At 73.9% G+C, this 21,298-nt stretch carries 21 protein-coding genes and 1 riboswitch; of the genes, 12 read left to right on the top strand and 9 right to left on the bottom strand.

Annotated elements, in window-relative coordinates:
• Nucleotides 1–38: 38 nt before the first annotated feature.
• Complete coding sequence (locus tag OG286_RS27645; protein ID WP_396319532.1) at nt 39–1,349, bottom strand: glycosyltransferase family 4 protein; 1,311 nt, start codon at nt 1,347–1,349, stop codon at nt 39–41.
• Between the two features lie 291 nt (nt 1,350–1,640).
• Between OG286_RS27645 and OG286_RS27640 the strand changes: the two genes are divergently transcribed.
• From OG286_RS27640 to OG286_RS27605, 8 genes are all read left to right on the top strand, one after another.
• Entirely contained in the window at nt 1,641–2,303 is a 663-nt protein-coding gene (locus OG286_RS27640) for a TetR family transcriptional regulator (protein WP_396319533.1), read from the top strand.
• Between the two features lie 185 nt (nt 2,304–2,488).
• Nucleotides 2,489–2,566: riboswitch (cobalamin riboswitch) on the top strand.
• Between the two features lie 108 nt (nt 2,567–2,674).
• Nucleotides 2,675–3,970, top strand: coding sequence for a prenyltransferase/squalene oxidase repeat-containing protein (locus OG286_RS27635; protein ID WP_405359659.1), 1,296 nt, complete (start codon nt 2,675–2,677; stop codon nt 3,968–3,970).
• A 155-nt stretch (nt 3,971–4,125) separates the two neighbouring features.
• Nucleotides 4,126–4,815: an SCO2322 family protein gene (locus tag OG286_RS27630; RefSeq protein ID WP_405359661.1), complete on the top strand. Its 690-nt coding sequence runs from the start codon at nt 4,126–4,128 to the stop codon at nt 4,813–4,815.
• Between the two features lie 422 nt (nt 4,816–5,237).
• Complete coding sequence (locus OG286_RS27625) at nt 5,238–6,311, top strand: CbiQ family ECF transporter T component (RefSeq protein WP_396319659.1); 1,074 nt, start codon at nt 5,238–5,240, stop codon at nt 6,309–6,311.
• The gene (locus OG286_RS27620) at nt 6,308–6,445 is read left to right on the top strand and encodes a hypothetical protein (RefSeq protein WP_396319536.1); all 138 of its coding nucleotides are present in this window, start codon (nt 6,308–6,310) and stop codon (nt 6,443–6,445) included. Before OG286_RS27625 ends, OG286_RS27620 begins: the two co-directional genes overlap by 4 nt.
• A complete protein-coding gene (locus tag OG286_RS27615) occupies nt 6,442–8,139 on the top strand; it encodes an ABC transporter ATP-binding protein (RefSeq protein WP_405365847.1) in 1,698 nt (565 codons plus the stop codon). Before OG286_RS27620 ends, OG286_RS27615 begins: the two co-directional genes overlap by 4 nt.
• Nucleotides 8,136–9,068 (top strand): ECF transporter S component, encoded by a 933-nt coding sequence (locus OG286_RS27610; RefSeq protein WP_405365846.1) that lies wholly within the window; start codon nt 8,136–8,138, stop codon nt 9,066–9,068. Before OG286_RS27615 ends, OG286_RS27610 begins: the two co-directional genes overlap by 4 nt.
• A 95-nt stretch (nt 9,069–9,163) precedes the next feature.
• Nucleotides 9,164–10,159, top strand: a complete 996-nt coding sequence (locus OG286_RS27605) for an RICIN domain-containing protein (protein WP_405365845.1) — start codon at nt 9,164–9,166, stop codon at nt 10,157–10,159.
• Nucleotides 10,160–10,236: 77 nt separating this feature from the next.
• Here OG286_RS27605 and OG286_RS27600 read toward each other — a convergent pair whose 3' ends face one another.
• The 4 genes from OG286_RS27600 to OG286_RS27585 all read right to left on the bottom strand — a co-directional run bounded on the left by OG286_RS27600 (nt 10,237) and on the right by OG286_RS27585 (nt 12,691).
• Complete coding sequence (locus OG286_RS27600; RefSeq protein WP_405365844.1) at nt 10,237–10,500, bottom strand: hypothetical protein; 264 nt, start codon at nt 10,498–10,500, stop codon at nt 10,237–10,239.
• 354 nt (nt 10,501–10,854) lie between these two features.
• Nucleotides 10,855–11,097 (bottom strand): hypothetical protein, encoded by a 243-nt coding sequence (locus OG286_RS27595; protein WP_405365843.1) that lies wholly within the window; start codon nt 11,095–11,097, stop codon nt 10,855–10,857.
• Nucleotides 11,098–11,290: 193 nt separating this feature from the next.
• The gene (locus tag OG286_RS27590) at nt 11,291–12,169 is read right to left on the bottom strand and encodes a hypothetical protein (RefSeq protein WP_405365842.1); all 879 of its coding nucleotides are present in this window, start codon (nt 12,167–12,169) and stop codon (nt 11,291–11,293) included.
• A gap of 189 nt (nt 12,170–12,358) precedes the next feature.
• Nucleotides 12,359–12,691: an antibiotic biosynthesis monooxygenase family protein gene (locus OG286_RS27585; protein WP_396319543.1), complete on the bottom strand. Its 333-nt coding sequence runs from the start codon at nt 12,689–12,691 to the stop codon at nt 12,359–12,361.
• Nucleotides 12,692–13,071: 380 nt separating this feature from the next.
• On the opposite strand from OG286_RS27585, the gene OG286_RS27580 reads away from it, so the two are divergent.
• Nucleotides 13,072–14,112: a hypothetical protein gene (locus OG286_RS27580; protein ID WP_405365841.1), complete on the top strand. Its 1,041-nt coding sequence runs from the start codon at nt 13,072–13,074 to the stop codon at nt 14,110–14,112.
• 203 nt (nt 14,113–14,315) lie between these two features.
• Nucleotides 14,316–14,819: a hypothetical protein gene (locus OG286_RS27575; protein ID WP_396319545.1), complete on the top strand. Its 504-nt coding sequence runs from the start codon at nt 14,316–14,318 to the stop codon at nt 14,817–14,819.
• Between the two features lie 176 nt (nt 14,820–14,995).
• Here the strand turns inward: OG286_RS27575 and OG286_RS27570 are convergent, their stop codons facing one another.
• A complete protein-coding gene (locus tag OG286_RS27570) occupies nt 14,996–15,406 on the bottom strand; it encodes a cupin domain-containing protein (protein ID WP_405365840.1) in 411 nt (136 codons plus the stop codon).
• A gap of 60 nt (nt 15,407–15,466) precedes the next feature.
• Here OG286_RS27570 and OG286_RS27565 point away from each other — a divergent pair, with 60 nt between their 5' ends.
• Nucleotides 15,467–15,943, top strand: a complete 477-nt coding sequence (locus OG286_RS27565; protein ID WP_396319547.1) for a MarR family winged helix-turn-helix transcriptional regulator — start codon at nt 15,467–15,469, stop codon at nt 15,941–15,943.
• 7 nt (nt 15,944–15,950) lie between these two features.
• Here the strand turns inward: OG286_RS27565 and OG286_RS27560 are convergent, their stop codons facing one another.
• Complete coding sequence (locus tag OG286_RS27560) at nt 15,951–18,023, bottom strand: DHA2 family efflux MFS transporter permease subunit (protein ID WP_405365839.1); 2,073 nt, start codon at nt 18,021–18,023, stop codon at nt 15,951–15,953.
• A 417-nt stretch (nt 18,024–18,440) separates the two neighbouring features.
• On the opposite strand from OG286_RS27560, the gene OG286_RS27555 reads away from it, so the two are divergent.
• On the top strand, nt 18,441–19,649 hold the full coding sequence (locus OG286_RS27555; RefSeq protein WP_405359672.1) for a peptidoglycan-binding protein: 1,209 nt from the start codon (nt 18,441–18,443) through the stop codon (nt 19,647–19,649).
• A 7-nt stretch (nt 19,650–19,656) separates the two neighbouring features.
• Here OG286_RS27555 and OG286_RS27550 read toward each other — a convergent pair whose 3' ends face one another.
• Both OG286_RS27550 and OG286_RS27545 read right to left on the bottom strand, forming a co-directional pair.
• Nucleotides 19,657–20,244 carry a TMEM165/GDT1 family protein gene (locus OG286_RS27550; RefSeq protein WP_396319550.1) on the bottom strand — a complete coding sequence of 196 codons (588 nt, stop codon included), beginning with the start codon at nt 20,242–20,244 and terminating at the stop codon, nt 19,657–19,659.
• Between the two features lie 277 nt (nt 20,245–20,521).
• A complete protein-coding gene (locus OG286_RS27545) occupies nt 20,522–21,295 on the bottom strand; it encodes an ABC transporter permease (RefSeq protein ID WP_405366082.1) in 774 nt (257 codons plus the stop codon).
• Between the last annotated feature and the right edge of the window lie 3 nt (nt 21,296–21,298).

Below are 21,298 nucleotides of genomic sequence, written 5' to 3'. Positions count from 1 at the left end.
GGACAGAACGACTTGAAGAGAGGGTGACGTGGCGGCCGTCAGGCCACGTACCGCCAGCCCGGACCGGAGCGGGCGCGCTGCCCGACCCCGGTGGCGATCGCTGCCCGGTAGCCCTCGGCGGTCAGTTCGGCGGCCCGCTGCCAGGTGAACCGTTCGAGCACCCGCTCGCGCCCGGCCTCGCCGAGCGCCTCGCGCAGCTCCGGATCGTCCAGCAGCCGGCCGAGCGCCGCCGCCAGCGCGTCCGCGTTGCCCGGCGGGACGGCCAGGCAGGTCTCGCCGTCCGGCCCGGCCACCTCGGGGATCGCCCCTCCGGTGGTGGCGACCAGCGGCGTACCGGTGGCCATCGCCTCGGCGGCGGGCAGCGAGAAGCCCTCGTACAGGGACGGCACGCAGGCCACCTCGGCCGAGCGGTAGAGGTCGACCAGCTCCTGGTCCGTCAGACCGCTGCGGAACTCGATGTGCCCTTCCAGGCCGAAGCGGCGCACCGCCTCGGTGACCGGCCCCTGCTCCTTCTGCGGCTTGCCGACCACGACCAGGTGCGCGTCCCGCTCGGTGCGGACCTTGGCCAGCGCCTCCACCAGGTACACCAGCCCCTTGAGCGGGACGTCCGCGCTGGAGGTGGTGACGATCCGGCCTGGCACCCGCCGCACCGTCTCCGACGGCGACCAGAGCCGGGTGTCGGCGCCGATCGGCACCACCGAGACCGCGCCGGGCGCGGCGCCCAGGTGCTCGACGATCTCCCGCTTCGAGCTGCCGGAGACGGTGATGATGTGCTCCAGCCGGGCGGCCACCCGGCGCTGCATCCGGGTGAAGGCGTACCAGCGGCGCAGCGACAGCCGCCGGAGTCTGGTGGGGGCAGCGTCCAGCTCCAGCTGCCGGTCCACGGTGATCGGGTGATGGATCGTGGTGACCAGCGGGAACCCGTGCCGCCCGAGGCCGAGCAGGCCGTAACCGAGGGTCTGGTTGTCGTGCACGACGTCGTAGCGGCCCTTGTGCAGGGCGAGGTACCGACGGGCGCGCAGCGAGAAGGTCAGCGGCTCGGGGAAGCCGCCGGTGCGCATCGTGGCGACCTCCAGCACGTCCACCGGGCCGCGGTACTCGGCGAGGTCCGGTGTACGGAAGGGGTCGTCGGCGCGGTAGAGGTCCAGGCTGGGCAGCTCGACCAGCCGGACCGAGCCGGGGCCCTCGACCTCGTCCAGTACGGGGTACGGCTGGGCGCCGATCACGTCCACGTGGTGGCCCAGCCTGGCCAGTTCACGGGAGAGGTGCCGTACGTAGACGCCCTGGCCGCCGCAGAACGGGTCGCCGCGGTACGACAGGAGGGCAATCCGCAGCGGTCGCGCGGTCATCCTCGGCCCCCATCTCTGCTACTAGGTGTGCTGCCGGTCGGTAAAGTAGATCAGGTTTCAGTGTGAGGTGGAGTTCGCCACTGACCATGTGAACAATGAGAGACCTTGAAGATACCGGCCCGTAGCTTCTCGTCAGGAGCCAGGGCTGGTGATTCACGCCACGCCGGATCACCCGCCCGACCGGCCGGACCAGCTCCGCCGGACCGGCCGGACGGACCTGCTCCGGAACCGTTCCGGACATGCTCCGGCACTTCAGGAGCACCCCGCCACTCTCGCGCACCGGGAGCACCCTTGCCGTCGCCCGCCGCACCACACCCTGCGCCGCCCGCCGCGGCGCACCCCGCGCCGCGCTCCGCACCGACCCCCGCACCGCACCCCGACGGCCCGCCGCTGACCGCCCGGCAGGCCGAACGGCGGCGGCGGATCCTGCGCTCCGCGACCGCGCTGGCGGCCCGCGGCGGGTACGACGCGGTGCAGATGCGGGAGGTCGCGGAGGGCGGGCAGGTCGCGCTCGGCACCCTGTACCGGTACTTCCCGTCGAAGGTACATCTGCTGGTCGCGGTCATGCTGGAGCAGTTGCAGAGCCTCCAGGAGCACGTCCGGCGGCACCCTCCGGCCGAGCTCGAACCGGCCCCGCGGGTTGCCGAGACACTCACCCGCGCGTTCCACGCGCTCCAGCGCGAACCACTACTGGCGGAGGCGATGGTCCGGGCGCTCTCCTTCGCGGACCGCTCGGTCAGCACCGAGGTGGACCTCGTGAGCACCGCCACCGGACAGCTGATCCTGGACGCGATCGGCCAGTCCGGTCCGCCCAGCGAGAGCCAGCGTGCCGCCGTCCGGGTGATCGAGCACACCTGGCACTCGGCGCTGGTGTCCTGGCTCTCCGGCCGCTCCTCGATCGCCGAGGTCCGCGCCGACCTGCACACCGCCGCCCGGCTGCTCACCCTGCCGTGACGCCGGTCGGCCGCCTGCCGGCCGCCGCCCCACCGCTGCCGTGGGGCCGTTCGCCGGTGCTCGCCCCCGATCGGTGGCGGTGCCCGCCGCCCAAGTGGAACCTGTTCTCGCCCGGGCCGGTTCGGCAGCCCCCGCCCGGCCGCTAGAGTCGAGCCGCAGGACAATTCCATCCCGCTTCTCCTCCGGGGAAAGCCGGTGCGAATCCGGCACTGACCCCGCAACCGTGAGCCCGGCGCTGGACGGCCGGGCGAGTCGGAATGCCCGGGGAGGGGCGAGCGGCCACACCGGGCACACCCGCGCCCGGCACCCGTCGAGGTCTACGGATCGGCCCACCCGGGCCGCCACCGCTCACCGAAAGGCTCACCTCCACCATGCTCACCGCCGCCCGCCTGGGCGCCGCCGCCCTGACCGCCGCGCTGCTCACCGGCGCCGCCGCCGTGCCGGCCCTCGCCGACAGCCCCTCACCCAGCGCCGCGGCCGTCCCCGAGGGCCTGTACGGCAAGGGCGACCCGACGTTCGACGGGGTGTGGCGGCAGTCGCTCGCCCTCACCGCACTGGCGGGCGCCAAGGTGACACCCGCCGACTCCGCCGTCTCCTGGCTCACCGGCCAGCAGTGCGCGGACGGCGGCTGGCCGTCGTTCCGCGCGGACACCGCGGCCGCCTGCGCCGCCGCGACCGAGGACAGCAACGCGACCGCCGTCGCCGTCCAGGCGCTGGTCGCACTCGGCGGGCACCAGGACGCCGTCGACAAGGGCGTCCAGTGGCTCAAGGCCAACCAGAACGCGGACGGCAGCTGGGCCTACAACCCCGGCAGCCCCGGCGACGCCGACTCCACCGGCCTCGCCGTCAACGCCCTGCTCGCCGCCAAGGTGGACCCGGCCGGCGTCGCCAAGGCCGGCAGGAGCGCCTTCGACGGGCTGGCGCTCTTCCAGCTCGGTTGCGCCGCCCCCGCCGACCAGCGCGGCGCCTTCGCCTACCAGCCCAAGCCGGACGGTGCGCTCGAACCGAACGCCCTCGCCACCGGCCAGGCCTCGCTGGCCGCCGTCGGCGGGAAGCTGCCGGTCACCAACACCAACCGGACCGACGCCGCGCCCAAGGCGCTCACCTGCGCGGACGGCTCCACCAGCGCGGCCGGCTCGGCGCCGACGGCCGTGCTGCGCGCCGACTCCGGCGAGACCGCGGGCGCCTACCTCACCGCTCAGCTCGCCGCCGGCGGGCAGCACCTCACCCTCACCACCCCCGGCGCGGCCCCGGCCCCCGACTACACCGCCACCGCCTGGGCCGCGCTCGGCCTGATCCAGGGCGGCCACCCGCAGCAGGCCGCCGGCGCGGTGGACTGGCTGGCCAAGGAGGGCACCGCCTGGACCAAGGGCGGCACCGACGCCTCCGCCACCGCCACCCTGCTGCTCGTCGCCCAGGCCGCCCAGCGCGACCCGGCCTCGTTCGGCGGCGACCTCGTCGGCCAGCTGACCGCCCTCGGCCCGGCGCCCAAGGCGACCGCCCCGGCCTCGGCCTCCGCCACGGCCTCCGCCACGGCCTCCGCGCCGGCGAAGGGGAAGAAGGACAGCAGCGTCAGCCAGTGGTGGCCGATCGGCATCGGCCTGCTCATCGGCATCGGCGGCGGCGTGGTCCTGAGCATTCAGCGCAAGCGTGGCCCGAAGCCGTGACCAGCCCCACCACGCCGGCACCGGTGAGCGCGGCAGCAGCAGCCGCGGCACCGGGCCACCCGGCAGGAGCCACCCCGGCAGCGGCTGCTTCGGCACCCGCTGCTCCGGCAGCACCCGTCACCCCGGCACCCGCTGCTTCCGGCCGCTGCCGGCGGGTGGCGCCCGCTCTCGTCCGGTTCGTCGCCGGAGTGGTGGCCGGGGTGCTGATCCTGCTGGTGCTCGGGGCCGCGCCGGCGCAGGCCGCCGGGTACCGGTACTGGTCGTTCTGGAAGTGGTCCGACGGCGCGTGGGCCTACCAGCAGCAGGGGCCCTCCGTGTACGTGCCGCCGGACGGTGGCGTGGACGGATGGCGCTTCGCCGTCAGCCCCGACGGCGGCCGGGACGCGGCCCGCCCCGGCACCGCCCCGGACTTCGCCACCGTCTGCGGCGGCACGCCCGCGCAGCAGGGGCGGAAGCGCGTCGGCGTCGTCCTGGACTTCGGCACCGCCGCCGACGCCGGCGGCGAGACCCCGCCCGGGCCCCGTACCGCCTGCGCCGTCGTACCCGGCAACGCCAGCTCGGCCGAGGTGCTGGCCACCGTCGCCCCGCCGCTGCGGTACGACACCAGCGGGCTGCTCTGCGCCATCGCCGGCTACCCGAAGGCCGGCTGTGCCGACCAGCTCGGCGGAGCCGGCCGGCCCTCCGATCAGCCCCCCGGCCGTTCCTCCGCCGACGCCACTGCTGCCGCCGCGCGCAACGACGACTCGCCCGGCACCGGCGGCCCGAACCTCGGCGTGATCGCCGGCGCCGCGCTCGTCGCCGTCCTGGCCGCGGGCGCCGTCTGGCAAGCGCGTCGCCGCCGCTGAACCGGGCGCCCGAATATGTCGACCGGTCCACCTATACCGACCGGTCTGTCTATATCGACCGGTCTACTTATGACGACCGGTCTACAGAAAACGACCGCCCGTACGACCAACCGGAGTAGGAAGTCGGCCCGTCCGACTTCCTACTCCGGGGCCACCCCCGAGTCAGCCCCGACCCACCCCGACCCACCCCGGACCCACCCCGCCCCGCCCCGCCCTCACCACTGCCCGGACCCGGACCCAAACCCGGACCTAGGCCCGGACCAGGACCCGCCCCCGCCCCCGCCCCACGCCACACCGCCCGCCGCCCGCCCCGGCACCACGCCGCCCCAACCCGCCCACCCCCGACCTGGACCTCCTCCCCCGTGACCACACCCCGCGCCGCCGGCCCGCGCCGCGCCCCCCGCGCCACTCGCCGCCCGCCCATCGGCCCCCGCCAGCTGCACCCCGGGGCCTGGTGGCTGTGGGCGCTCGGTCTGGGCGCGGCGGCCACTCGGACCACCAATCCGGTCCTCCTGCTGCTCCTCGTCGCCGTGGCCGGTTACGTGGTGGCCGCCCGGCGCGGCGATGCGCCGTGGTCGCGTTCCTACGGCGCGTTCCTCCGGCTGGGGTTGGTGGTGCTGGGCATCCGCCTGGTGTTCGCCGTGCTGCTCGGTTCGCCGGTCCCCGGCACGCATGTGCTCTTCACCCTCCCCGAAGTACCGCTGCCCGCCTGGGCGCAGGGCGTGCGGATCGGCGGCCGGGTCACCGTCGAGGGCCTGCTCGCCGCGTTCTACGACGGACTCCGGCTGGCCACCCTGCTGGTCTGCGTCGGCGCCGCGAACGCCCTCGCCAGCCCGGCCCGTCTGCTGCGCGCGCTGCCGGGCGCGCTCTACGAGGCGGGCGTGGCCGTCGTGGTGGCGATGACCTTCGCGCCGAACCTGGTCGCCGACGTCCAGCGGCTGCGTGCCGCGCGCCGGTTGCGCGGGCGTACCGACCGGGGCATCGCCGCCGTGCTGAGCGTCGGGATTCCCGTTCTGGAGGGCGCGTTGGAGCGTTCGGTGGCGCTCGCCGCCGCCATGGACACCCGCGGCTTCGGCCGTACCGCCGACGTCCCGCCGCGCCTCGCCCGGACCACCGCCGTGCTCACCCTGGCCGGCCTGCTCGGCGTCTGCCTCGCCGCCTACGGACTGCTGACCGCCGGGGGCGCCGGCTGGGCCCTGCCCGTGCTGCTGCTCGGTCTGGCCGCCGCGTTCGCCGGGCTGCTGCTCGGCGGCCGGCGTTCCACCAGGAGTCGCTACCGGCCGGATCCGTGGGCGCTGCCCGAGTGGCTGACCGCCGGATCGGGCGCCGCCGTGGCCGGGTTGACGATCTGGCTCTCCGCCCAGGACCCGGCCGCCTTCGCCCCCACCGTCGTCCCGCCGACCGCCCCCACCCTGCCGCTGGCCGCCGTCGCCGCCGTCCTCGTCGGCCTGGTCCCGGCGTTCGCCGCCCCGCAGCCGCCCCGGAGGGCCTCGTGACCGCCTCGCCCCAGGCCCCCACTCCGGCCCCCTCCCAGGCCCGCACCCTGGCCGAGGCCGCCGCACAGCCACCCGCCGCACCCGCCACGCCCGCCGTACCCGCCACCCCGCACCCGCCCCGGAGGGCCTCGTGATCACCTTCGAGCAGGTCTCCGTCCAGTACGCCGACGCCGGGGCCCCGGCCCTGAGCGGCGTCGACCTGACGATCCCCGAGGGCGAACTCTGCCTGCTGGTCGGCCCGTCGGGCTCCGGGAAGTCCACCCTGCTGGGCACCGTCAGCGGCCTCGTCCCGCACTTCACCGGCGGTGTGCTGCACGGCCGCGTCACCGTCGGCGGGCGCGACACCCGCGAGCACCGGCCGCGCGAACTCGCCGACCTGGTCGGCACGGTGGGCCAGGACCCGCTGGCGCACTTCGTCACCGACACGGTCGAGGACGAACTCGCCTACGGCATGGAGTCGTTGGGCCTGGCTCCGGACGTGATGCGGCGCCGGGTCGAGGAGACGCTCGACCTGCTCGGCCTCGCCGACCTCCGAGACCGCGCCCTGGGCTCCCTCTCCGGCGGCCAGCAGCAGCGCGTCGCGATCGGTTCGGTGCTCACCGTCCACCCCCGCGTGCTGATCCTCGACGAGCCCACCTCCGCGCTCGACCCGGGCGCAGCCGAGGAGGTGCTGGCCGTGCTGCAGCGACTGGTCCACGACCTCGGCACCACCGTGCTGATGGCCGAGCACCGGCTGGAGCGGGTCGTCCAGTACGCCGACCAGGTCCTGCTGCTCAACCCCGGCGCGCCGCCCGTCCTCGGCGAGCCTGCCGAGGTGATGGCGCACTCACCCGTCCACCCGCCCGTGGTCGGCCTCGGCCGGCTCGCCGGATGGGACCCGCTGCCGCTCTCCGTCCGCGACGCCCGCCGCAAGGCCGCCGCCCTGCGCACCCGGCTCGACGGCCTGCACCCGACGGCCGCCCCCTCCCCGACGGCCGCCCCCTCGAAGCCCCCCGCCACACCCACCACCACACCCACCGCCGTCGCCGACCGCCTCGCCGTCAAGCGCGGCCCCGTCCCCGCCCTGCGCGGAGTGGACCTCACCCTCCGCCCCGGCGAGATCACGGCGCTCATGGGCCGCAACGGCGCCGGCAAGTCCACCCTGCTCGGCACCCTGGTCGGCCTGCACGCGCCCGCCTCCGGCAGCGCCCGGGTCGGTGGGCTCACCCCGCACCGCACACGGCCCGCCGACCTGATCCGCCAGGTCGGCCTCGTCCCGCAGGACCCGCGCGACCTGCTCTACGGGGAGAGCGTCACCGCCGAGTGCGCCGCCGCCGACAGCGACGCGGGCGCCGCCCCCGGCACCTGCCGCGCCCTGGTGGAGCGGCTGCTGCCCGGCATCGCCGACGCCGCCCACCCGCGCGACCTCTCCGAAGGCCAGCGGCTCTCCCTGGCCCTGGCCGTCGTCCTCACCGCCCGGCCCCCGCTCCTGCTGCTGGACGAACCGACCCGTGGCCTCGACTACGCCGCCAAGGCCCGTCTGGTCGAGATCCTGCGCACGCTCGCCGCCGAGGGCCACGCCGTCCTGCTCGCCACCCACGACGTGGAGCTCGCCGCCGAACTCGCCCACCGCACGGTGATCCTGGCCGAGGGCGAGATCGTCGCGGACGGTCCGACGGCCGAAGTGGTGGTCTCCTCGCCCGCGTTCGCCCCGCAGGTCGCCAAGATCCTCGCCCCCTCCCCCTGGCTCACCGTCCACCAGGTCGAGCGGGCCCTCCACGCCGGCACCCGCCCCGCCGGCAGCGCCGAACCCGACGCCGGCACCGGCCCCGACGGGAGCGCCGGATGAACCGCCCCGCCGCCCCTCGCCCCGCCGCCGCCCCCCGCCCCCTCACCCGCTCTGCCGTCCTCACCCGCCCCGTCCCCCTCGGCCGCCGCTCGATCGCGACCCTGCTCCTCACCTCCCTGGTCGGCGTGGCCGCCTTCGGCTGGCCGCTGCTCGCCGCCACCGACTCCGCGCTGGTCGGCCACTCCACCGACGCCCCGTGGCTGTTCGCCCTGCTCCTGCCGCTGCTGCTCGCCGTCGTGATCGCCCAGATCTCCGAGGGCCGCACGGCCGGCGGCGGCGCGCCCGGCCTGGACGCCAAGTCGGTCGCCCTGCTCGGCGTGCTGGCTGCCGCGGGCGCGGCCCTGCGCCCGCTCGGCGCGGGGACGGCCGGGCTGGAGCCGATGTTCTTCCTGATGGTGCTGGCCGGACGGGTGCTCGGCCCGGGCTTCGGCTTCGTGCTCGGCTCACTCTCGATGTTCGCGTCTGCTCTGCTGACCGGCGGGGTCGGACCCTGGCTGCCGTTCCAGATGCTCTCCATGGGCTGGGTCTGCCTCGGCGCCGGCCTGCTGCCCGGTACCGCCACCCTCCGCGGCCGCCGCGAACTCGCCCTGCTGGCCGGTTACGGGGCGCTGTCCTCCGTGCTCTACGGCACGATCATGAACCTCCAGGGCTGGCCCTACATCGCCGGTCTGGCGAGTTCGATCTCCTTCGTCCCCGGTGACCCGGTCGGCGCCAACCTGGTGCGTTTCGCCGCCTACTGCCTCACCACCTCCCTCGGCTGGGATCTCCCCCGCGCCGCCCTCACCGTCGTCCTCTGCCTCACCCTCGGCACCCCCGTCCTGCGTGCCCTGCGCCGGGCGACCCGCCGAGCCGCCTTTGCCGCACCCGTGGAGTTCCGCCCGCCGCCAGGTGGCGGCGTCCCCGAGCGGGAACACACCTCTTCCAGGTGAACCGCGCGACGCGGGCGTGACCCACAGCCCCGAAGGGCCGGTTCGTCCACGAATATCTCGACCGCACCTGCCGTCCAGGAAATGGAGTCGAGTTCGTGAGTTCCCTCAACCGGGGCGTCGCCCGTGCGGCGACCGTGGCCCTGACGTCCCTGACGCTCGCCGGCGCCTTCGCGTCACCCGCCGCCGCCGTGACCTTCATCGGCCGGGACGCCCCGACCACCGTGACGATCGCCCCGGGCCAGACCGCCGCGGTGCCGTGGACGTACCAGAACACCGGCGGGCCCGGCCTCCTTCCCCCCTCCGGCATGTCGGCCGTGTTCACCGCGCCGGGCAACACCACCTTCGCCCCGCAGTCCACCGTCGCCACCCAGTACAGCGGCGACGGCTCGTCCTGGACCGGCAACAATGTGGGCCTGCGCAACTGCACGCTCAGTAACGCCGGCCGAACGCTCACCTGCGAGGGTTACGGACTCAACGGCGGCCGCAGCGGCTGGCCGTCCAACGGGTACTTCCGCTTCTCCCCGCAGGTCACCGTGGACGCCTCGGCACCGGCCGACACCACGCTCCCGCGCGGCAACGGCAGCTTCCGCTACCGGGACCCGAACAACGGCACCGACTACACGATCACCGACGGCACCCTGAACGTCGCCACCCCGCCGCGCGTGCCGAGGGGCATGTGCCTGGACATCGGCAACACCCGGTTCAACGCCGACAACGCCCGGATCTGGCAGTGCCTCGACCACACCAACCAGCGGTTCGTCCTCGACGAGGGCCGGGTCAAGGTCGCCGACACCGTCGGCACCAACCCGGAGATGTGCCTCGACGCCGACAACACCGGCTTCAACGGAGACAACGTCCGCATCTGGGCCTGCGAGTACTCCGACGCGGCCACCGCCAACCAGTCCTGGCTGCTCCGCCGGGGCTCGTTCGTCCTGGAGTCGACCCTCGGGTCGGCCCAGGAGATGTGCCTGGACGTCGGCGGTACGCGCAACAACAACGACAACGCCTTCATCTACCAGTGCGGGGCCGGCAACCCCAACCAGCAGTTCGTCGTGGAGGAGGGCTACATCAAGGTGAAGGACACCCTGTGAGGTGATCCGACGCGGGGCCCGCCCGCCCTTTCGCCGTGCCGCGGCAAGGGCGGGCGGAACACGACCAGCCCCACTGGTCAGCCGATCAGTTGGTCCGGCTCGTCCAACCACGGGCGGTGCTCCCCGGCAGCGGCGACCGTCAGGCCGAAACGGGTGAGAGCGGGCTGCCCCTGGCGCACCCACCAGGCGTGCGCGGCCGTGATCTCGTCCCAGAGGTTGCGGGGCCCCGACTGGGACACCGCGTGTCTGCCGTCCCGGTCGGCGAAACGGCAGTGTGCGTAGGAGACGCCGTCCCAGACCTCAAGGCGGCCGGTGCCGAAGCGGTCGTAGTCGGCCGCCACGTCCTGCCGCAGCAGGCCGGGCAGCCTACCTGTCCGGGGGTCTCGGGGCGGGGTGTCGCCCGGGCTGCTGCGGCGGCGTTGCCAAAGTCGTCATACTTGTGTCTCCTCACACTGAGATTCTCCCCAACGCCGGTTGGCGGTGAGGACGTTCGGTGATGTGGACCCGCTCCGGCCGCTTGTTCTCTGCCAGGATCCGGCGGCCGGGGCGGAGTTGGAGTAGCGCCTACGCGCCACCCGCGCAGCAGAACGTCAGCAGCATCGCGGCGACCAGCACGACGCCTGCCACGGAGACGGCAAACGCAGCGGCAAGCCGACGGGTGTCGCGGATGCCTCCCCCGTCCAGCCCGTCGTCCGTCACCGGTGCGCACTCTCGTGGTGGCGGCGCATCAGGACACGCGCGTCCACGGCCCCGGAGTGGTCGAAGGCAGCCCGAGCGGAAGCCTTTCGCGCGTCCAACTCCGCGCACAGCAGGCACCCTTCGACCATGGCAGGTTCGCCTGCGGTGATCACCTGGCGCAGGATTCGTGCTCGGTGCCGCTGCGGGGCACCGAGCGCGGACAGCCACGGGTCCATCGGCTCCAGCTCGCCGGCACTCACGACGCCTCCACAGAGACGCAGTTAACGCACTCGCAGTGCACGAGGACGGCGTCCCGGTTCAGGGTCTCGGCGGCGGCCGCGTATCCCGCATTGCGTCTGGCGGCCCGATAGTCGCCCATGGGGCTCCAGCCCCGAGACGGGGTGCATCGGACAGGCCCGCCTCGCGTGTCTCTTGCGGCCCGCCGACGCTGACTCAGAAGCGGACCTGACCCGGTTCCCGGCATGCTGCGCACAACTTTCCGGCCGCCGCCACATGGCGGCCGCACAAGCCGTCCCGTCCAAGGCACTCATGGTGCCTCGGGCCTGGGGCCGGACCGGCTGCGGGCGACATGGCCGCAGCCGGTCGAAGGGGCGGGGCGGACGGTACCTTCGACAGTCGGCCCGCGAGGATCGCGCCGACGCTGTGGGTGACCTTCTCGGGCAGTGGGGCGGACAGGACGCTCGTCAGAGCGTCCCCCGTCCAACCGGCCGCGAGCAACCCCTCCGCCATGGCTGCCTGATCCATCAACGGCTTTCCGGCAAGGGCCATACGCGGGTCCCGGCGCCCGAGTTCGAGCAGCAGCGTCATGCCCTCCGTCATGCGCGGCGGCGCAAGCGTCCGCGCCTCTCCGGACGGATGGACGGAAGGATGGCCTTCAACTTCCTTCCGAACCAACGTCTTTTCCCTCAAGGAGGGGCTTCCCGTCGTCCCGGCGCCTGCCGTTCCAGCTCCAGGTGGACCGGCGGCCGGAGATACGGGAAGCGGCGGCAGCGCGTGAATCGCCTTGCCCGTCACCGGGACTTCGTAGACGGAGACCGTCGTCCGGACCTGCCCCGTGACCGGGTCACGCTCGGTCCGGCGGACGTAGTGGCCGGCTTCCTCCAGCTCGCGCAGCGCCCGGGACACCACCGCCCGCCCCTCAACGCTCTTCGCCGCCAGGGTCCGCACGTCCTCCCTGGCTCCGTCGGGGAGGCTGAGGAGATAGCTCAGCAGCCCTCGCGCTGCCCACGACAGTGAGTGCTTCCGGACGACGTGGCCGTTGTCCAGGATCGTGTACCCGGGCGCGTGCTTGGGGATACGATGAATGTGCATTCGGAGTCCTTAGCTCCAGTGCCATACCCCGGGGTGTTCCAGCACCGCCGGGGATTTTCCTGTCGCCGATCACCGTAGATGCGGCAAACGGGCTCCAAGGCCGAATCCGGAAACGTCACCCGAACAGGGGGCGCCATCGCAAAGCAGCGCGCCCGGACTGATCCGGGCGCGCCGCTCACCATGACAACCTCAGGCCTTCGGCCCCGTCGACTGGACGACCTCGAAGGACCACAGCGTGGAGCCCGAGGCGGCCGGCCGCTTCGGGGCCTCGCCCTCCGCGGCGGGCGGGCCCTGGCGGTGGGCGGCCTGCATGGGGCCCTCCATCCAGGCCTTGAAGTCGTCCTCGCTGCGCCAGCGGGTGTAGACGAGGTACTGATCGGTCCCCTCGACCGGGCGGAGCAGCTCGAACCACTCGAAGCCGTCCGAGTTCTCGACCGTCCCGGCCCGCGAGGCGAACCGCTTCTCCAGCACCTCGCGCTGCTCGACCGGAACAGTCAGCACGTTGATCTTCACCACGGACATGCCGCACCTCCTCGTCCGCCGGGGCCCGCGTCGGGCTCCGGCCCTCGTCTGTGTCAGCTGCAGTCTCCTACACCTGACGCCTCGGCCGGGTGCGGGGCCGCGCGGCCTCCGCGGGCGAGCCGCGCCCCCGGAACACCGTGGGACGTCTCCATTCGGACGCTGTCGGCCGTCCCAAACCGCAGGTCCCGGCGGTGAGACGAAATGCGGTGCGTCCCACCGGAGTCCGGGGCGCGATCACCGTCCGGCGGGTCCCCTACGCTGGGCAAACGCCCGGCGCCGGGCCGGGTCGCCGCCTCCCGTGAGGTGCGCCGCGACCGCCCTCCTCCCAGGACCGCGCCCGGGCCGACCAGACCCAGACCGGACCCGAGGAGCGATCCGCCATGCCGTTGCGCCGGAGTGAGAGGACAGGCCGCAGCCGTACTCCCCGCGAAGCGCACCCCGCCGGCCTCGGGGCGGGGCTGCTGGCCCTACTCGCACTGGTGAGCGGCTGCGCCACGGCAACGGCCACGTCGGCGGTGCCGCCGATCGCCGCACCGCCCACCACTCCGGTGGCACCGCCCAAGGCGGGCACGGGCATCGCCGAACTCCACCTGCCCATCGAGCAGTACATGCTGACGGCGGTCCAGTCGGTGCAGTTCGACTGGGTGCGCAAGGCCGCCACCGGCTCCTGCATGAAGCGGTACGGGCTGGACTACCCGGTGCCGGCCAAGCCAGGGCCGGACGGCCCGGGTGCGCACGCCTTCACGCTGATGAACCGCCGTTACGGCATCACCGACGCTGACAGCGCAGCCCGGTGGGGCTACCACCTGCCGCAGGCCGCGTCCGCTCCGGCCGCCCCCGAACAGCCGGTCGCGCTGGCCGCGATGCCCGCAGCCGCCCAGACCGCCCTGCTCGGCGTCGACCCGGCCCGCGGATCCCGGGTGACCTCGTACCAGGGCAAGGCCCTGCCCGAGGGCGGCTGCTTCGCGGAGCTCGACCGTGTTCTGCCGGGTGCCGTCGGCGGCCCGCAGGGGCCCGGCAACGGGCCGCAGGGCGTGGTGACCGACATCAAGTCGGCGAGTTTCACCGAGTCGAGGTCCGTGCCGGAGGTCGTCGCGGCCACCGCCGCCTGGGTGGACTGCATGAAGGGCCGCGGCTTCGACATCCCCGATCCGCTGAAGGCGCCGGCGACCGTCACGACGATGAAGGACCCGGCACCGGGCATCGCGGAGATCGCCCAGGCCGTGGCCGACGTCGACTGCAAGGACCGGACCAACCTGACCGGGATCTGGTTCGCCTCCGAGTCCACCCTGCAGAACGCGGCGATCGCCAAGCATGCGAAGGACTTGGCCGGCGTCAAGGCGAGCCTCGACTCCGAGGTGGGAGCGCTGGGGCGGCTGCTGGAGCACGACTGGTCGTCCCCCACGCCCGCCGCCCTCTGACCTCCCCCGCCCTCGGACCACCCCGGGCCACCCCGAACCATCCCTGGCCGATCCGACCCGCTCCCCGCCCGCACGTCGGGCGCGGACCGCGGGGCGGGCGGACGGGGCCGTGCCGTGGCCGCCGCAGCAGGCGGTCCGGCAGCCGGACCGCGGACCGGTTCCGCCCCGGCAACCCTCCACCGAGTGAAGGAGCACCAACACCCATGAAGCTGAAGTCGACCGGCCGCCGTCTGGCCACCGGCGCGGCGGCGCTCGCCATCGCCGGTACCACCATGCTCACCGGCGCGGGCCCGGCCAACGCCGACAGCGTCACCACGATCAACGGCTGGAGCACCTGGAGCAACCCGGTGCGCTGCAAGGACAGCAACGGCGCCTACGTCACTCTGTGCATCTACTACTCGCCGGGCGCCGAGGGCGCGATGACGATGGAGTACACCGTCCAGGACGGCGAGATCGACGGGACCTTCTGGAAGCAGGACCAGTACGGCTCGGCCGGCTACGGCCAGAAGGTGCGCAACAACGCCGCCTCCGTCGAGAACGCCAGTAACTCGACCATCGGCGTCTGGGTGTACCCGTGGTTCTACGGTGACGCGAACTACGTCCCCGCCGGCCGCGGGGGCAGCCTGACCTCGAACCTGCGCAACAACGAGGCCTCCTGGGGCATGGTGGACCAGCTGGACCGCGGCGGCCACGTCCGCCTCGACTGACACGCCGGCACCCCCGCACCGCAACCGCACCGCACCCGACACCCCGCACCGCGTTCACCGCGGTGCGGGGTGTCCTGCTCCGGTCAGGCGAATCCGGTCGAACCGATCCGATCGGGCAGATCCGGTCAGACGCCCCGGTCGGGCAGATCGGGTCAGGCGATCCGTCAGGCGACCCGTCAGGCGATCCACGGCGGGACGACCCGCTCGTCGTCCCGCGGGGCCAGCCCGCAGGCGCCCTCCGGGGTGACGGCATCCGGGTTGTAGGCGACGGACGGCGTGGGCGAGGCCACCACGGCGGTGAATCCCGACGAGGTCCGCAGCTGACGGGCGACGTCCGCCGGCAGGACCACGGTGTCGCCCGCCGCGACCGCGACCTCCTCCCCGGCGAGGTCGATCACGACGTCCCCGGTCAGGAACGTCCAGACCTGCTCGGTGTCCATGGCGTGCAGCGGTCCCTGCCGGCCGGGCTGCATGTCGACGTGCCACACGGCCAGTGCGGCGCCGCCCTGGGTGGGCGAGGCGTAGGTGGTCATGACGGCGTTGGGCGTCTCGGTGCGGCGGGCTTCGGTGCTGCGGATGACTGACATCGGTAGGGCCCCCTAAGATGGACAATGTCGTTGTCTATATAGTCAATGAGGTTGTCCATCATGTCAAGCGAACCCCCGCCCCCCGGCTACGAACTGCCGCTGCGCCTCCTGCTCGCCTTCCGCGTGATCATCGACGAGCTGCACGAGCGCATCGCCCACGAGGGCCACCCCGACCTGCGCCCGATGCACGGCTTCGTCTTCCAGGCGATCGGCCCGGACGGCACCACCGCCGTCGAGCTCGGCCGCCGGCTCGGCGTCTCCAAGCAGGCCGCCGGCAAGACCGTCGAGCAGCTCGAACAGCTCGGCTACGTCGAGCGCGGCAGCGACCCGGCCGACGCCCGCCGCAAGGTGGTCCGGCTCACCGCACGCGGCGTCGACTGCCTCGTCCGCTCCGCCCGGATCTTCGACGAACTGCGCGCGCAGTGGTCCGCCACGCTCGGCGAGGAGCGGCTGCGCGCCCTGGAGACGGACCTGCGCGCGCTCGCCCCCGGCGACCCGTTCCGCCTCGACACCCCGCGCTGGTTCGGCTCCCCCTGAAGGGCGTTCAGGACGAACGCCCCTCCCCCGGGTACGGGTACTCCGGGCCGACCCGGTCCGGCCGGTCGCGCAGGTCGGCGCAGAGCCCGGACGACAGCCGGGTCAGCAGGTCGGCGAGGTCCGCGTACTGCTTCTCGTCCCAGTCGCCGAGGAGCTCGGCGAGCTGTTCCCGCCGCGCGGCCACCAGCCGCAGCGCCACCGCCTCGCCCGGTTCGGTGAGCCGCAGCGGGAGGCCGGCGGTGCGCGAGGCGAGCCCCCGGCCCTCGACCTCGCCAACGGCCTCCTCGACCACCGTGATCGGGACGGTCCGGCGCTCGGCCAGCCCGGCGGGCTCGACCGAGCCGTGGTGGTACATCTGCAGCAGCAGCCAGCTGGAGGCCGGCTTGAGGTCGAGCCCGGCCGACTCCGTGATCCTCCGGAACAGGTCGTGCCGGGCCTCCCGGCTGCTCAGCACCGAGAGGGCGCGGGCGATCTCGTCCAGCGAGGAGCGCTCGACCGGGTTGAGGCCGATCGACTCGCCGAGGTCGGGGGTGGTCACCGTCGCGCGGAGCTTCTGCTCGCGCAGGAAGAACGAGAGCACGAAGGCGACCAGGGCGACCGGCACCGCGTACAGGAAGACCCGGGTGATCGACTCGGCGTACGCGTGGTGGATCCCGGCCTGCACGTCGGCGGGGAGCACGGTGATGACGCGCGGGTCGGAGCTGACCGCCCCGGGGTTGAAGCCCGGCGGCAGCGGCACTCCGGCGAGGGCGTCCCGCAGCCGGTCGTTCAGCCCGGACGCGAAGAGCGTGCCGAAGATGGAGACGCCGAAGGACGCGCCGATGGAGCGGAAGAACGTGGCTCCGGCGGTGGCGACGCCGAGGTCCTGGTAGCCGACGGAGTTCTGCACGATCAGCACCAGCACCTGCATCACCAGGCCCAGGCCCAGGCCGAAGACGAGGAAGTAGCAGCTCATCTCGAAGGTGCTGGTGTTTTCGTCCAGCCGGGAGAGCAGCAGCAGGCCCACGGTGGTGACGGCCGTTCCGGCGATCGGGAAGATCCGGTAGCGGCCGGTGCGGGCGACGATCTGGCCGGAGCCGATCGAGGTGAGCAGCATGCCGAGCACCATCGGCAGCATGTGGATGCCGGACATGGTCGGCGACACCTGCATGACCACCTGGAGGAAGGTCGGCAGGTAGGTGAGCGCGCCGAACATGGCGAAGCCGACCACGAAGGAGATGACGGCGACCAGGCTGAACGTCTGCGAACGGAACAGCCGCAGCGGCAGCACCGGTTCGTCGGCGGCCCGTTCGGCCGCGACGAAGGCGACCAGCAGGACGAGGCCCAGCACGCCGAGGCCGACGATCTGCCAGGAGTTCCACGCCCACGTCGTGCCGCCGAGGGAGGTCATCAGCACCAGGCAGGTGGCCACCGAGGCGATCAGCACGGTGCCGAGGTAGTCGATCCGGTGCCGCCGCTTGACCTCCGCCCCGTGCAGCACGGCGGCGATCACCACCAGGGCGACCACGCCGATCGGCAGGTTGATGTAGAAGACCCAGCGCCAGCTGAGGTTGTCCACGAAGAGGCCGCCGAGCAACGGGCCCAGCACGCTGGTGACGCCGAAGACGGCACCGAACAGGCCCTGGTACTTGCCGCGGTCCCGGGGGGAGACGAGGTCGCCGACGATGGCCTGCGACAGCACCATCAGGCCGCCGCCGCCGAGGCCCTGGAGGGCGCGGAAGGCGATCAGCTCGCCCATGTTCTGGGAGATGCCGCAGAGCACCGAGCCCAAGAGGAAGATCACGATCGAGGCCTGGAAGAACCGCTTCCGGCCGTACATGTCGCCGAGCTTGCCCCAGAGCGGGGTGGCCGCGGTGGAGGCGAGCATGTACGCGGTGACCACCCAGGAGAGGTGCTCCAGGCCGCCGAGGTCGCTGACGATGGTGGGCAGTGCGGTGGAGACGATGGTCTGGTCGAGCGCGGCGAGCAGCATCGCCAGCAGCAGGGCGCCGATCGGGACCCAGAGGTTGGGGACGGTGACCTCCGGCGGGCCCGGCTCGCTCGCCGGGCTCCGGTCGGACGCGGCGATCGGATCCGTCATGGGGTCTCCGTAGGGGGTCGCGGGCCCGGGGCGGGGCCGGGCCCGGGGAGGCGGGCCCCGGCCGGCCGGGGTCCATGCGGACGATCACTCCCGGTTCACCATGCTGTCAGAATCGCCCTGGTTTGCGCCGTCCAGTTGAGCCGAACGTAAGAACGGCGGCCATCCGGGTGACGGGCCGACCTCGCCGACCGTTCTTCAACTCCCAACCACCACCAACCGGCACAACACCCCCAGAGCGGGCCGGACGCCCCTGTCCCCCCTCGGAGACGTCCTGCATAATCAGGCGCGTTCGCCCCCGGGAGCACACGTCCGGGCACGTGCCTCCGGGAGCACGTCCGAGCAGCCGTCCGGGAGCACCCGCCCGGGAACGCGTCGGGGGCACACGAGAACTGATCCGAGACCGAGGAGGACCGGCCGATGCCGGACCAGCACTGCCCGACGTGCGGCACCGCACGCTCCGCCGGGTGCGGGTGCCTCCCGGACCCGGGCCTGACCGAGACCGCCATCCTGCCGCACCTCGAAGGCCCGCCGCTGGTGCGGCCGTACGTGCCGCAGGCCGTCGGACAGGTCGCGGACACCCCGTCGGGCGGCGTCCCGGTGGGCGGCATCGTGGCGGGCGGCGTCTCGGCGGACCCGTTCGCCACCACCGTGCTGCCGCCGGTCCAGCCTCCGACGAGCCCGCCCGCCGCACCCCCGACGACCGTCCTGCCGCCCGTCCCGCCGGCCGGTCCGGACGCCGACGCCTACGCGACCACCGTGCTGCCCCCCGTCATGCCGGCGCCCCGGCAGGGCGGTTACCGGCAGGACGGGTACCACCAGGACGGGTACCACCAGGACGGCTATCAGCAGGACGGCTATCAGCAGGACGAGTACCGGCAGCCCCCCTCCGACGGCGGCGAGATCGGGCTCTTCCCGTTCGAGCACTCCGCCCCCGCCGGGCCAGCGAGCAGCACCGGCGGCCGGGCCGCCCGCCGCGCGGCGGAGCAGGCGGAGGGGAGCCCGACGGTCCGGCGCAGGGCGCTGCTGATCGCGGCGGGCGCCGGACTGCTGGCGCTCACCGTCGGCCTGGCGTACGCGGTGACGCCCTCCGCCGAGCCGGGCCACCAGGCGCAGCCGGCACCCTCGACGACCCTGGCGCCCGCGCCGGTCGACCCGACCACCCCGCCGGTGCCGAGCCCGAGCGCGCCGCCGCCGTCGGCCGGCGACACGCCGAGCCCGACCGCGACCAGGACCGCCAAGCCGAGCCCGACCAGGACGGCGACCCCGACTGCCGCGGCCACGACGCCGCCGGCGCCCGCTCCCCCGGCGCCGACCGCCCCGCCGACCGCGCCGAGCCCGACCCCCACCCCGACGCCGACGCCCACGGCGACGACGCCGACCCCCACCCCGACCCCGACGATCCGGGTGCTCCAGCTGAACATGACCGGCCCGGACGTCAAGGACATGCAGCAGCGCCTGTGGGTCGCCGAATGCGGAATAGTCGACAAGTCGATCATCACCGGCACCTTCGACTACTGGACCCAGACGGTGCTGAGCGACTACCAGCACTACAACCGGATCAAGGGCGAGAACAACGTCTACGGGCCCAAGACCCGGGCCGCGCTGGAGGCCGACCCGGGCTGCTGACCTGGTGTCAGCCGGTGACCGCCTGGAAGATGCTGACGCCGGCCATCAGCACCATGACGCCGGCCGCCACCCGGATGATCACCTTCATCGGCACGTGCTTCAGCAGCTTCTGGCCGCCCACGATGGCGATCCCGGCGACGGCGCAGAGCGCCAGCCAGGCACCGAGGCCGACGGCGAGCGGGTCGGCGTACTTGGCGGCCAGGTTGGCGGTCATGATCTGGGTGAGATCGCCGAACTCGGCGATCGCGACGACCACGAAGCTGGCCCCGGCGACCTTCCAGAAGCTGTTGGCGGACGGCTCCTTGGCGGCGTGGCCGTCCTCGTCGTCGACCCCGCCGTGGAAGAGCAGCATGGCGGCCCCGGCCAGGAACAGCACGCCGGTGACCCCCTCCACCCAGCGGTGCGGCAGCAGCGAGAGCAGGTGGCCGGCGACCAGGGCGATGCCGACCTGGAGGGCGAAGGCCGCGGCGATGCCGGCGAAGACGTGGCTCGCGCGGTACTTGGCGCCGAGCATCAGGCTGGCCAGGGCGGTCTTGTCCGGCAGCTCGGCCAGGAAGACGATGCCGAAGGTGATGGCGAGAACGGTCAGGCTCATGCGCCCGCCCCGCTTCGCCCGGCAGGGGCGTGCGCCTGTACGCGCCTTCTGGTGATTCGCTCGCTCATCAGGGGTTCGGTTTCCCTCGGTCGGGCTGCCCGGCCTCGGCAGCTCCGCTGGGGACGCTTCGGCCCGACAGCACTGGACGGATTCACAGCACTGCGGCCGAAGGTCTCGCCGGCACGCCGAGAACGACGCGTGCCCCGGGCGCCGGGCCCGCGAGGGCCAGTATGTCGACGGTCCGGTGGAGGGCTACTCCCCTTCAACGCCGACCAGCCTACCGGACGCCCCCGTGCACGGGCTCCGCGCCCACCAGCGCGCGGGTGACCAGCTCCAGCACCACCACGATCGCGACCGACTCCACCGCCAGCAGCGCGACCAGCACGAACAGCTGCACCGCACCCGCCTGCGCCGGGGTGGCACCGCCGAGCAGCATGCCGACGAAGGCGCCGGGCAATGTGACCAGGCCCACCGTCCGGGTCTGGTCGAGGGCCGGGACGAGCGAGGTGGCGGCTGCGGTACGGCAGATCTCCAGCCGGGCGTCCCGCGCCTCGAAGCCCAGCGCGAGCGCCGCCTCCACCTCGCCGTGGCGCTGGCGCAGCTCGTCCAGGGCGCGGCGGCCGGCCAGCGAGGTGGCGGTGAGCGCGCCGCCGATCAGGATGCCGGCGACCGGGATGACCGAGAGGCCCTTCGGCGGCAGCAGTCCGACGCCCAGCAGCAGCGCGAGCACCGGGAGCACCCCGGCGCCGATCGGCGCGGCCGCCCACCTCCACTCCGGCCCGGGGGTCATCCGCCGGCCGGCCGTCCGCACCGCGACCGCGAACATCAGCAGCACGAACAGCGCCGACCACCAGAGCGAGCCGACCACCCAGGTGATCACCAGCGCGACGGCGGCCAGCTGCACCACCGCGCGCAGGCCGGCCCGGAGCACCGCGTGCCCGTGGCCGAGCAGGCCCCACCCCGCCACGGCCACGGCGGCGGCCAGCAGGACGGCGGTGACCACCCCGAGCGCCGGGGTGACCGGCAGCAGCTGGCCGCTGCCCGCCGCCAGCAC

The organism is Kitasatospora sp. NBC_00039 (assembly GCF_045160625.1).
Classification (GTDB): Bacteria; Actinomycetota; Actinomycetes; order Streptomycetales; family Streptomycetaceae; genus Kitasatospora.
This window is presented reverse-complemented; position numbering and strand designations above follow the sequence as displayed.